The organism is Fibrobacter sp. UWB1 (assembly GCF_002210325.1).
Lineage (GTDB): Bacteria > Fibrobacterota > Fibrobacteria > Fibrobacterales > Fibrobacteraceae > Fibrobacter.
Genome location: NZ_MWQL01000006.1, coordinates 50144 through 63393, shown reverse-complemented (window position 1 = coordinate 63393; position 13250 = coordinate 50144). Strand labels below are relative to the sequence as shown.

Annotated in this window: 12 protein-coding genes; 2 read left to right on the top strand and 10 right to left on the bottom strand. The window is 38.5% G+C overall.

Features of this window, described 5'->3' with window-relative positions:
- Positions 1-23: 23 nt before the first annotated feature.
- A complete protein-coding gene (locus tag B7988_RS06450) occupies positions 24-632 on the bottom strand; it encodes a hypothetical protein (protein ID WP_139261156.1) in 609 nt (202 codons plus the stop codon).
- A 114-nt stretch (positions 633-746) separates the two neighbouring features.
- Between B7988_RS06450 and B7988_RS06445 the strand changes: the two genes are divergently transcribed.
- The gene (locus tag B7988_RS06445; protein WP_088657273.1) at positions 747-2507 is read left to right on the top strand and encodes a CotH kinase family protein; all 1761 of its coding nucleotides are present in this window, start codon (positions 747-749) and stop codon (positions 2505-2507) included.
- Positions 2508-2522: 15 nt separating this feature from the next.
- Positions 2523-3851: a CotH kinase family protein gene (locus tag B7988_RS06440; RefSeq protein WP_088657272.1), complete on the top strand. Its 1329-nt coding sequence runs from the start codon at positions 2523-2525 to the stop codon at positions 3849-3851.
- Between the two features lie 55 nt (positions 3852-3906).
- Here the strand turns inward: B7988_RS06440 and glf are convergent, their stop codons facing one another.
- The 9 genes from glf to B7988_RS06395 form a co-directional block, all read right to left on the bottom strand.
- The gene (glf, locus tag B7988_RS06435) at positions 3907-5034 is read right to left on the bottom strand and encodes a UDP-galactopyranose mutase (protein WP_088657354.1); all 1128 of its coding nucleotides are present in this window, start codon (positions 5032-5034) and stop codon (positions 3907-3909) included.
- Between the two features lie 5 nt (positions 5035-5039).
- Positions 5040-6149, bottom strand: coding sequence for a glycosyltransferase (locus B7988_RS06430; RefSeq protein WP_170930554.1), 1110 nt, complete (start codon positions 6147-6149; stop codon positions 5040-5042).
- A complete protein-coding gene (locus tag B7988_RS06425; RefSeq protein ID WP_088657270.1) occupies positions 6146-6811 on the bottom strand; it encodes a hypothetical protein in 666 nt (221 codons plus the stop codon). Before B7988_RS06425 ends, B7988_RS06430 begins: the two co-directional genes overlap by 4 nt.
- Positions 6808-7959 carry a hypothetical protein gene (locus B7988_RS06420; RefSeq protein ID WP_088657269.1) on the bottom strand — a complete coding sequence of 384 codons (1152 nt, stop codon included), beginning with the start codon at positions 7957-7959 and terminating at the stop codon, positions 6808-6810. The genes B7988_RS06425 and B7988_RS06420 overlap by 4 nt, the downstream gene beginning before the upstream one ends.
- A 3-nt stretch (positions 7960-7962) precedes the next feature.
- Complete coding sequence (locus B7988_RS06415; protein WP_088657268.1) at positions 7963-8982, bottom strand: glycosyltransferase; 1020 nt, start codon at positions 8980-8982, stop codon at positions 7963-7965.
- Positions 8983-8994: 12 nt separating this feature from the next.
- The gene (locus tag B7988_RS06410; RefSeq protein ID WP_088657267.1) at positions 8995-10143 is read right to left on the bottom strand and encodes an EpsG family protein; all 1149 of its coding nucleotides are present in this window, start codon (positions 10141-10143) and stop codon (positions 8995-8997) included.
- Between the two features lie 81 nt (positions 10144-10224).
- Positions 10225-11277, bottom strand: a complete 1053-nt coding sequence (locus B7988_RS06405) for a glycosyltransferase (protein ID WP_088657266.1) — start codon at positions 11275-11277, stop codon at positions 10225-10227.
- Positions 11278-11427: 150 nt separating this feature from the next.
- Positions 11428-12210 carry a LicD family protein gene (locus B7988_RS06400; protein ID WP_088657265.1) on the bottom strand — a complete coding sequence of 261 codons (783 nt, stop codon included), beginning with the start codon at positions 12208-12210 and terminating at the stop codon, positions 11428-11430.
- Between the two features lie 14 nt (positions 12211-12224).
- Positions 12225-13247 carry an NAD-dependent epimerase/dehydratase family protein gene (locus B7988_RS06395; protein ID WP_088657264.1) on the bottom strand — a complete coding sequence of 341 codons (1023 nt, stop codon included), beginning with the start codon at positions 13245-13247 and terminating at the stop codon, positions 12225-12227.
- Positions 13248-13250 lie beyond the last annotated feature (3 nt).

Sequence of the window (13250 nt, the reverse complement as noted above, 5' to 3'; positions counted from 1 at the left end):
GAACGCACGCAATGGCATATAAATCACTTTATCGGGATATCAAACTCCAGAGTCTGACGAGCAGATTCGCTCACCACCTTCGCCTTGAGCACCTTGGACTTGGGCTTTGCATAAAGCGGCACGACCATCAAATTCGAGACCTTGCTGCTTTCGACTGTGGGTTTAGCCTCGCTATCGCGAGCCGTCTGCGAAAAAATCGGCTTCTTGCCCTTGTCGTAAATGTAATACGTCAGTTCACGAGTGTAGCCCGGCTTAATCTGCTTGGTGGGCACCTGAAAATACACCATGCCGCCCTTCGGCACCTTGCGCAAACTGTCACGGATTTCTTCTTCGGTGGCAAACTCGCCATCCATCATCATGCGAATATCTTTCTTGATTTTGTTTGCACTTTCATACTGGACCGTTATCTGGAACTTGGCGTCTTCGGGAATGGCACTCGGACGCACATCGCGAATTTTTGAATTGTTCTGGTGGTATTCCCAACGGCCGTTGTCATGCAGAATCACCGTTGAACCGTTCGAAGCCGTGGCAATCATGTCTTCAGCAAAGACCCCTGTCGCCGAAAGCAACAGAATCATCGCTACAACCCATAAAAATCCAACCGACCCACATACCCAAACGTTCAACTTCATGGGATCCTCTTACACTAAAACTCCATAGCGTAATATAAATGAATCTTAACAAAAAAGGCGGAAAATCACCAAAAAAAAGCATATTATTTTAATACTTTGCTATTTTTACACTATATGCCTCGCATAGTCGCCTTATACCTATTCTGCATGCTCGCAGAACTCATTTTGGGGGCCTGTAGCAACAGCGACTATGCCAACAATACAAGGCATAATTATGCAGAATGTCCGGTCGCCAGACAAGTCTTTAGCGACTTTCCGGAATCCGGCTTTTTCAATGATGCGTTTGCAGTCAAGTTTTCCGAAAATGATTCGCTGAGTTGCGAAACCGACGGTAAAATTCCAAACGTCCAAAGCCCGCGCGCATCAACTTTTGAAATCGATAGCACGACAACCATTCGCTGCATCGATTTTTCCGACTCCACAAAAGCCGAAATCATTCGCACCTACATCTTCGAAGAAAAGCCGACCATTGCGGCCGTATTCCTCACCGCAAATCCGAATTCACTCTTTGACCCTGACAGCGGAATCTACATGCCCGGCCCCGACGCCCAAGAAGAAATCCCGCACGAAGGCGCCAACTTCTGGCTCGACAAGGAAATTCCCGTATACGTAGAACTCGTCGAAAGCGACGAGAACGCCCCCGCCTTCGCAAAGCATGCCGGCCTAAAAATTTTCGGAAAATTCAGCCGCACGAATCCCAAAAAATCCGTCTCCATCAACTTCGACAAAAAATACGGAGACCGAAGACTCCTTTACCCGCTATTTCCGGAATACCCCGAGCTCACCGTATTCAAGAGCTTTGTCCTGCGCAACAATGGCAACAATTTTGCTAAGGACTACATTCGCGACCGCCTCGCCAGTTCACTCAGCGAGGGGCTCGGCGTCGATTACCAACGCGGGCGATTTGTAATCGTATACTACAACGGGGAATATTTCGGCATACACGACTTACGCGAACGAGCCAACGAATCATACATCGAGACACATTACGGAATCGGCAAGAACAACATCAACCTGATAAAAATGGGATTCAACCCCACAGCAGGCTCTGCCGCCAGTTACAACGCCATCTTCCAATGGCTCAAAAGCCATAGCCTAGACATTGACAGCAATTACGCCCACATCGATTCGCTCATCGACATCGATAATCTTTTGAACTACTTGCACACAGAAATATTTGCATACAACATGGATTGGCCCGCCAACAACCTCAAAAGATGGAATATTATAAACCCGCAAAGCAAATGGAAGTGGATTCTGTACGACCTGGACGCGGGCTTTGGCACGATCCCCTACGACGACACCAACATCTTTGAATACATCACCTCGCAAGTGACATTCGCTTACAATAAGAACCCGCCTATCGCCACCTTCTTAATCCGGTGCTTGCTCAAGAACAAAGACTTCGAAGCCGCATTCATCAACCGCCTGGCCGTACTCCTGCAGACAAATTTTGAACAAAGTAAAATCCTTGCGCGCATAGACAAAATGATGTCCGAAATCGAGCAAGAAATTCCGCGCGATCAAGAACGCTGGTCGCATGACAAAGCCCTCATGGACGAACACCTGGAAATCATCAAAACGTTTGCCAAGACACGAGCAGACACAGTCACCATGCAACTCCGCGACTTCTTTGATCTCGGAAACACCATACCCATTACGCTCGTCACTAGCGGCCCCGGCACCATTTTGGTGCACGGGCTCCCCCTGAACGAAAGCGAAATCACAGTTGACTTTTTCAAGAATTACCCCGTCACACTCACCGCAAAGCCGCAAAAAGGCCACAAATGGGGCGGCTGGAGCGACGGCGACACCAACAGCACGCGTACAATATTTCCCAAGAACGCCCTGACGCTAACAGCAATTTACAAATAATCTATATTTGTAAACATGCGTTATCGTGCGGTAAGACCACTCCCCCTGCTCCTAGGCATCGTTATCTGCTGCTTGGGGCTTGGATGCAGTAATAGCGAAAGAATAGATAACGAAGTCGTCGCCTTCTGGGATATAGAAGAAGACGCCACCCCTCTCTCCACAGAACTAAACTACCTCCCCATTGACGACTCGGAATACCCCTATGCGGGCATCCCGAGAATTGTGATAGAAACGGAGAACCATCGAGAAATCAAGGACCGCGAAACAGAGATCCCCGCCAAGCTGCAAGTATGGGGCGCGGACGCCCCCGAAAGCGAAGTGATGGAGCTGACTATAAGAGGAAGAGGGAATACCTCGTGGACTGACATGCCTAAAAATTCATATAAAATAGAATTTGTAAACAAACAAAACATTCTTGGAATGCCCAAAGACAGAGACTGGGCCCTTATCGCAAATTACGCTGATAAGACATTAATGAAGAATTATTTAATGTATCATCTTTCAGCAGAACTAGGCGCTTACTACGCACCACGATGTGAATTTATTGAATTATATCTTAATAAAGAATATTTGGGAGTTTATTTATTGACAGAAACAATTAAAATCTCAAAACATCGAATAAATATACCTGAAACCGACAATTCTTACATTGTGGAAGTTGATAAAAAATACAAATATTCAGAAACCATTTTTTATTCCTATGTAATTAACGATTCCACAGGGCTAAGTTTCCGCGTACATAAGCCCCAAAAAGTTTCTACAAAGGCATTAAATACAATTGAAAAGCATATTACGGATTTTGAAACATATCTAACAAACATTCATGAACAACGCGATAACAATATCGCTCAATGGCTAGACGTTGAAGAATACATAAAATATTATTGGGTAGAGGAATTCGCCAAAAATCCCGACGCGAACTTTTTTACAAGCGTATTCTTTTCTTGGGAAAAAAATAATCCTATTAAAATGGGACCTGTATGGGATTTTGATTTAGCATTCGGAGAATTCGACTATGCAAGTTTTAACACTCCAAGCGATTGGCACATCAAAACAAGTCACTGGAATAAATTTGTATTTCAAGATACTTTAATGGTTAACAAAAGAGAATCTTTTTGGATTGAAAATAAAAGTACTTTTTTTAAAACAATCAACACAATAGATTCAATCTACAAAAAAATAGAAAAAGCTGCCGCAAATAATTTTAGGAAATGGCCCATTCTGTCAAGCACAGAGAATCATTGGCATTTTTACGCATACTCATCCTATGAAGAAGCAATCATTCATTTGAAAGATTGGATAAATCAAAGATATATATGGATCAACACACACTTAGTAAACTAATATTTTTTAATTTGTAAACTTATAAAAAAGGCTGCGAAAAAGTCTCATTCATCTTTTATGTTACAGTCAGATTCAAAACCTGCTCAATAATCGGCGCCATGTCATAATACTTGTACTGTGCCAGTCGACCTCCAAAAATGACATCCGTTTCCGCTGCAGCCAACCTACGATATTCTTCAGCCAATGCATTATTGCGGTCGTCATTTACTGGATAATAGGGTTCCATTCCCTCCTTGTATTCTGTTGAATATTCTTCCGAAACGACCGTCTTTGGGCAATCGTAAACAGTCTGTCCAAACATTTCGAAATGCTTGTGTTCAATAATACGGGTGTAAGGCTGATCATGCGACGTATAATTCACGACAGCATTACCCTGATAATTCGGGGTGTTTTCGATGCGAGTCTTGAAACTCACCGTGCGCCAGTCAAGTTTTCCTAACCTGTAACCGAAATACTCATCGATAGCACCGGTGTAAACAAGTTTGTCTGCAATTTCACGCCAATCGTCCTTGTATTCGGCAAAGAAATCTACACCTGTACGGGTTTCAACACCTTCTAGTAATCCATCTATTAGCTTGTTGTACCCTCCGATAGGGATTCCTTGGTAGCGGTCATTGAAATAATTATTGTCAAAGACCATGCGCACCGGGAGCCGCTTGATAATGAACGCTGGCAATTCCTTGCAATTTCGGCCCCATTGTTTTTCGCTGTATTCCTTGATGAGCTTTTCAAAAATGTCCTTACCGACAAGCGTCAGTGCCTGTTCCTCAAGATTGGCGGGTTCGCGACCATTCAACGCAGCGACAGCTTCAGCCTTTTGTTCCTCAATTTTTTTCTGGGCATCTGCCGGTGTAGTTACGCCCCACATTTGGTAGAACGTATTCATATTGAATGGCAAGTTATAAAGCTTACCCTTATAATTTGCAACAGGACTATTCGTATATCGGTTGAATTCCACAATGGAATTCACAAAGTCCCATACCTGCTTATTGTTGGTATGAAAAATATGGGCGCCGTACTTATGGACATTAATGCCCTCGACATTTTCGCAATAAACGTTTCCACCCAATTGGGGACGCTTATCTATTACAAGACATTTTTTTCCTTCTTTAGCAGCGCAATATGCAAAAGTCGCCCCAAACAAGCCAGAACCTACGATAAGATAGTCATATTTCTTTTTCATCATTTTCAACCCTCGTATATTTTTACCAACGATTGAGTTGTATGCCTTATATCAAATCCCCTATTGAACAGCTCTTCATACGCAGCATTTCGATCAGTCTTTAAGCTCTTTATTATCATATCAACCCAATTTTGAATGGAATCTTTATTTATAGGCAAGTAATATACATTTGAAGAGAGTTTCGCAGATTTTGTGATACAGTCAGAGAAAATCACAGGCAAACCAGTTGCCTGGGCTTCAACGCCTACTATAGGCAAACCTTCAAAGTGAGACGGCAAAACAAAAACATCCATAGCCATCATCAAAGATGGAATATCGTTGCTAACACCATATAGCACAACACTGTCGGAAAGTCCCTTTTGAGAAACTTTCCTTTCAACAGTTTCTTTCAACTCACCTTCTCCAATAAGCAACAAGCGCGCTTGCGGCACACTCATTTTCAATCGTGCAAAAACATCAACTAAGTAATCATGATTCTTTTGATATGCAAAACGTCCCACATGGCCCACAACAAAAGCTTTTTCCAAGCCCATTTTTTTTCGCACATTATCTCTAATTTGATGATTAAACCGAAATCGGTCTAGATCAATCCCGTTATTAACCATTCTTATTTTTGATTTTTTCACATTAGGAAACATCCATTCAGCCGCAAGATCAGAACAAGCCAAACACTCATCCGCCAAAAATTTTAGGAAATATCGACATGACTTATGGTATATACGTTTAAGAAAGCGATTCCGGCCATCCACACCCGCTGCATGGGAATGCAAAATAATTTTTCTTATTCCAGCAATTCTACTTGCCAAAGCAGACACAAATAACTTATTTGCAACATCAGCATGTATATGCACACACGAGTATTTTTCCTTTTTTATAAGGCAAATCAACCTAAAAAACACAATAAATTGTTTCATCAATTTGCTTTTTGCAAAACCAATATAATGAACATGGCATCCTAATTTTTCTAGTGCCTTTAGGTTTTCTTCTTTTTCAAATAATTCTATTGCTGCAATGTCAATTTGCATATCAGAAGGCCTATGCGCAATCACATTCCTTACTAAAGAAAAAACCCCTCCCATACCAATATCATCTACATTTATCTCTAAAACTTTCATATTATTTTTCCCCATAACTTACGAAAAAAATGACGCTTAAGAACAAATCTCGGTTTTACACCGGCCTTTAATGCACCTAAAAAATCAGCTTTAAAAGAATCACCATAATGAATGTGCCTTCCATTAAAACAAATTATTCTCTTTTGCACTTCAGAAAACAGTTTGCCACTTCTTTTGTCACAACCCAATTCATTTGATATAAAGATCCCTTTCATTCCATCAACACCACAATTTGCAAGTATTTGTTCTATAAAAGACCCGGGGAGGTACATATCTGATATAAGAACAATCTCTTTTCCAAATTCTTTTATACCATTATACAAGGCAACAATTTCCTCACGAGGTCGACATACTTCTAATTCGGCCCTCAATTCAGCCTGCTTCAATTTTTCGCGAATATCTGCAGAATACTCAACTAAGGAATTATAAATATCATCCAAATTCACTTCTCCAGTCTGCGATTTCTTACGTGCAATATTTTCTGCCAAAATTCTCGCTGACTGGAATTTCGCTGATTCTACAGACGAATCTAACACTTGCTGTCCAGCCAAAAAGAAAACCCCCTTGGGCGTTGGAACCGTACGGAAAACCAGGGTGTCAAATATATCAAACGACACCAAATCAAAATGTTCAATTTTTTTCAATTCTCTAGAAATATTCATTTTCTTAACACATTATATATCCAAAAATACGGGAAAGGTAGCTTAAACGCAGCCTTCATAAAACCCGTTTTCCAACAACTATTACTAAACGCTACTAAAAATTCTTTCAGACGATACTGGAATATACTTTTTTGCGGAAGGAAATAAAGTTTTTCTCCGTCAACATTGTAAAAGAAAGAAAACAATTTTAACCGTTTGGATGTCGGATTCATACCAAATGCAACTAAAGGCTTCCATGATGTCTTTTTATCAGGAGGATTCTTCAAATAACGCAGTGCCCCATTTTGCAATGATTTAATATATCCTTGTATCTGCAAATCATCTTGATATTCATAACCTTTTAACACCGGCACTACGATTCCCTGCTTATTTACGTAATCATCCGTTGATCCTTCCAAACTCTGAAACAGCTTTTCAAGAAGACCTAACGCACACAACACTTTTTTCCTTTTTTCCAGATTTTCTTTACTAAAGAGAAATCCGTAAGTATTTCCCTTTATTGAATAAATAACGTTAATACCAATATAATAACCAGTAATACAAGCATCTATTCCAGATTTTTCCAGCAGCAACTCCAAATAATACTGCATAGCACCATGCCACCCAATATCAACAATAGCGACATTTCCTTGCATGCCAATCTGTTTTAAATACAAGACGATATCATGATACTGTCTTTTAGATTCTGCATTAATTTTAGCCTTATAAGCGCTATAAAATCGTTTCACTTTTTCGTTTTGCGGTAAAGCAGACTGTAAAAAATTATGTGTCCACAAAATATCAAACGATTTTTCTATAATATCTTTTTCATTTTCCTGTATTCCATAATAAGACGCTAATTCAGAAAAAGAAATAAAACGCTGATTTGACAAATACTTCAGCGATTCTTCATAGGTTCCGCAATCCCAAAGAAGCGCCCTCCTTAAGCTATTTCTAGAAAAATAAACATATTCATGCTTAATTTCTCTTTCAAGAAAACCTTGATGCAAGCAGCAAGCTTTTTGCATCATGAATCCATCTCTTGAAAAAAAGAAAACCTTCTCTGCATTTTGTTCAATAATTTTTGCGCACAACCATTCAGTAAAGGTCTTCAGAAATGGACCGAAAATTTCATACCCAAAATTTTCATATTCGTCTTTAAAAATCATACATTATCCCTTTATTAGAATCAACACACATACGGCAAAGCTAAGTCTCTTTTTCATCAAAAAAGCGAACACTCGCCATGCTTTGGGCAACCGAGAGATTGGATATGATTCCAGGCGGCTCTGTAAAACCGATTCTTTCAGCATTTTGTTTACTGACTTATATTTTTCAAAGCATGATATATTATTACGGTGCAATTCTATGGTTGATGCCATTCTGAAATAAGCCATAGCAGTTCTAGCAACACGGAGTTCAAAAGCCCTCGGATTAGAAAATCTTGATTTATACCGTTCTAATGCAGTCATCATTTTGCAAAGTTTTTCCCATCGATCGGCTCGATAGGTATGAGTCAAGCTCCCTCCATTTAGGCAATAATGATACAATTGAAATGGGACTAATTTTACACGTTTTGAAGCATCTAAAAGTTCTAAATTAAACAAAACATCTTCTGATATATATTCTCGTTCTGACAAGAATTTTATACTATTACTTCTTATCATATCCAAAGAATACAAACCTTTACATGCAGAAGGTTCATATTTCACACTTGAAGTATACTCCGGTTCAGCACCAATAAAATCTAATTTTAACGATTCAATTTCTTCATTTTGATATAATCGCTCTATATGCGGAATAACACGATAACCGGGATATTCATCCGTATTAAATTCCGAATAAACGGCATCCAAATTATTCAATTTACATTCATTATATAGAATTTCCATCATATTTAATTCTACATAATCGTCAGAATCAACAAAGGCAACATATTCACCTTCTGCAACCTCCATACCGCTATTTCGAGCAAGCCCCAAACCTCCATTTTTTTTGTGAACAGTCTTTACATTGGGATGCTTTAAAGACAATTCATCGCACAATTTAGGACAATTATCCGGAGATTCATCATCAACTAAAATAATTTCGACACCATCTAAAGTTTGGTTCAATAATGATTCAACGCACCTAGACAAGTACTTTTCAACATTATAAACCGGGACAACAATGGATACCTTATACTTTGACATATAACACCTTTTTTACATATCCCACAAGAACAAAGTCATCTGTCCACGTTCTACTAAATATTTAAACCCCATTTCGTAAGGGAAATACAGCAGGCCTAAAAACATAAATTTTTCCTGCGTTGTGTATTTGAGCTTACTAGCATTTTCCAAAACGAATGCAATCGAGAAACACCAAAAAGCCAACATTGGATCAAATACTCGTCTAAGTAATTCATAATTCCAAAAACACATATCTATTATGGATCCAATAACATAAATATTATACAAAGCCACAATTGATTTTGGAGAAGGAATTTTTTTTATTGTCTTACACCCCAAATAAAACAAACTGCAATGACCAAAGCACTCAAGAATTTTTCCACCAACGCTTCTCGTATAATCATTTTGAAACGCATCAGACGAAAAGAAACTATTGGCCCGAGTTGTGTAAATATAAAATTTCTCGCTAAAGTTCCCAAGATAAGAGAGGCTATTTTGAAAGAGCGACCAATCTATAGAATTAGATAAGACAAATGAACTCACTAAAAAAGAGGGTATTGATATAAACCATGGTATACATTTCCCCCTTAACACAATAAATATAGCTGTAATAAATACAACATTTAATGCGTTAACAGAGTGTATAGACACCGCGGCAAGTGCGCAAACAATCAATAAAAGAAAGTTACGAATTTTAGCACGTAGTTTACATTCTTCTTCATCCATATTAAAAAGGACAACCATATATATAAATATAAAGGAAAACCCCAACGCCTGACGAATGCAATATTCATCAAAGAAAATAAAAGCAAGTAAAAAAGCGGGATATAAAAACTTAGACAAAGAAACATAGCGTTTACAAAAATAAAGCCCACATAAAATAAACGGAAGTGAATAAGCACACAAAAAGGTATATTTAGTCACTCCCACCCATCTAAGAAAACGGTTAATAAACGTAAAGAGGACTTCAGTTTTGTCCTGATCGTACATAAAAGTCATCTGGAAACGCAAATAATCGTTCCCTCGCATATATCTACAACCAAGTACAATTGTAAAAACAATAGAGCACAACCAAATATATTGCCACGGATGCTTTGACTTGTCAATATTTCTACCGGCATAAACAAAAAACAAAAACATCAGCATGTTTATCAAAATGTAGTCTATGTCAAATGTATACATTTACGCTCCAATGCAATATGTTCTGTTTTATAACTATTAAATCTCTCTAGGGAACTCAAAATTCTTTTATTAGAAGCATCATCAGCATTTCAAGTTCATTAGCGCCAAATGAAATTTTTCTATAGAAAACGACAAACTTCGCTTCTGAGCAGATGTCTTCATATTCATCAAAAGTTGCCTGTTTGATGACAAAAGATTTATCGCTTTAGAGAACGATTCTACAGAAGAATTTTCACAAAATATAGCATTTTCTTCATCGCAATAATCTCTAATAGATCCAACATCACTACAAACCATTGCTAAACCCATCGCAAGAGAAGTTACAATCACATTGCTTCCAATGGTGTCTTGCATAACATTTAGCGAAATGTCCGAATGTTCCATATACAGCCTAAGTTCTGGCTCAGGAACAAAGGGGATCAGAGTCACATTGTCAAAGCCCTTAAAAATAGATTCCATATTTTCAACTCCCTGGCAAATTGTAAAGTGCACATTAGGATTAGCCCGCACAATTTCACAAAGGAGGTTCTGATTTCGCATTTGATTTCCCATAGCAATTACCTCTACCAAGGCATTATTGCGAGCACCAGTTTTGTTTAAATAATAGTCATCAACATAATGAAAAGATGTCACAACCTTGTTTTGTGGAAGGCCCCTTGAACACAGATAATCAGACAGAGAACGACCAAAGGTAAACACACGTGTGATATTTTCCATCCAACGACTAATCTCGCTGTCTTTAGAAAAACTTTTTTCCAATTTTGCAGGCACCAAATGAACAATCGCCCAAAAAATAGTATCTGGTTTAAACAATCTTATTTTGTCAACAATGTATTTCATTGGAGACAATCTTTCAAGATATTCTGTAAGAAAGACAACGTCATCTGTTTTTAGCGTAGTCAGCAATTCTTTTACAATTTTATCACTGTATCTTTTTGCTTGATATCGTGCATACCACAATTGAACTTTTCTCACGATTCTATTTTTTGATAAAATTTCATCACAGGCAAAACAAGGAACAGAATAAGCTCGATAATATTTCGGGTACATCTCTTGAAGTTTGTTGCAGAGATATTTCATACCCGCATGATTATTACTCGTATTCGACCAATCTTGAGAAATTAAATAAATCATACAATCACCATTCCTTAAGATAAAGCAAAGTTACCAAAGCCATTCAACAATTCATCTGATTTTGATTGTTAAAAAAAATCATCAAAGCAGGAGGTAAAACAAAACCGTTTAACCATAGATAAATAATGCATATAAATTTTCAATCTAGAGTTATTTCCACCAAGCCTTATAATCATGATTTGAAACTTGTTTTTCCTTCGGAGGCAACTTCATATAATCGCCATAATGTTTTTTCAAATACGCATCATAATCAGCAATCGCTTTATAGTTTTTTCCCTCAAAAGAGACTTCAACATACGTTTTAAAAACTTCTGCTGGCATATGTTCTTTTTCAGCATAGCGTCCTGTAATTGCGCCAGCATACACCGATTTTTCAAAAGGATATTGAGTGAGGAACTTTTCAAATTTTTCAACAACAACCTTTCTTGGAGGGTCTATAACCCTTTTACAAATCTCTTTCAAGCCAATCCATAAATTATGGTTAAGCCTAAAAGTACTTGTAGATCGAAAGAGCCTTGTCAGTTGATATTGATACTCTTCGATAAAAGGAATCAAAGATGTTTCCTCTGGCAAACCATCTATCGGGAAGACATCAATATACACTCCACATTCCTGAAATTTTTCTTTTAAAATCGTTCTGTCGTCATAAACCTTAGCAAATGGCTTCAAGCAGTGTTTGCAATTCTTATAATGCTGCGTTTTTATATATCCAACATCATCAAAAAGATTTAGAAATTTTTCATAATCAGGCCTAGGCATCATAATGTCAACGTCATCATCCCAAGGAATATACCCCTTATGACGAATCGCGCCAAGAAGAGTCCCTCCACCTAAAGAATACCGTATTTCATTTTGCCTACAAAACTCATCTACTTTATTCAAAATATCCAATTGAATTGTGCGCATTTCATTCAATGTGACATATTTTTTCATAACACGTCTCCAAATTAGGAATTAAAATAAAAATGTAATCTCCCGAATATTTCCTTTAACCCATATTTTGCACACCATCCAAGGCCCTGTAATTTTACCGAAGACAGTTTCAATTTTGAAACCGGAGCATATCCCATATTATCATTTAGGTCTATCAAGACATCTATTGAATTGTTTATGTTATCACGTACATACACCGCCATATCACGGGCTGATATATAAGTTTCTTCATTGGCTACATTGTATGCTTCTCCGGTCTTTCCCCGCAGCAACACAAACAGAATTCCCGACACGCTGTCCATTGTATAGCAGTATGGTCTAGCGGATTCACCTGTCGTATGTAAAACAATATCTCGTCCCATTGCTGCTAACCGAGCAAATTGTGCAATTACTCGATTGTCGTCTTTTGCAATACCTGCCCCTGTGGTTTGCGTCAACCGCGTGATTTTAACGGGGACAGCATATTGCGAGGCATATAAGCAACAAAGATTTTCTGCAGCTCGTTTCGCCATTGGATAGCTGCTACGTACCGAAAGCGGATCCAAGTATCCTTGCACATCCTCAGTCACTAAACGAGAATCGTCATTTATCTCTCCGTACACTTCAAGAGACGATAAATAAACAAACCCCTTTACTTGTTTACGGTTCGCAAAATCCAGAAGAACCTTTGTCACATCATAAATTGAAGAGAACGTTTCAACAGGGTGTTCGACAAAGAATTTGCTTGAAGTCGGTGCGGCACAATGAATAATGTAATCCACAGTTTCAAGCGAATCATAATCAAATTTTACCAAATCACATTCAACCAAGCTAATGTATTCCAATTCCCACGGATCAAATTTCTGCTTGGCTTTTTCAATATTACGGACCGGAGCAATAATCCGAACTCCAACCCGCAAAGCTAAAAGACAATGAATTAACGATGAACCTATAAGACCTGTCGCACCCGTTATCAGGAAAAACGCATTGCGGCAATCTTCCACCAAAGGAAAGTCTTTGGCGAATTCGGCAACGTCCTCTTGCAAGACTTTATTCATCGC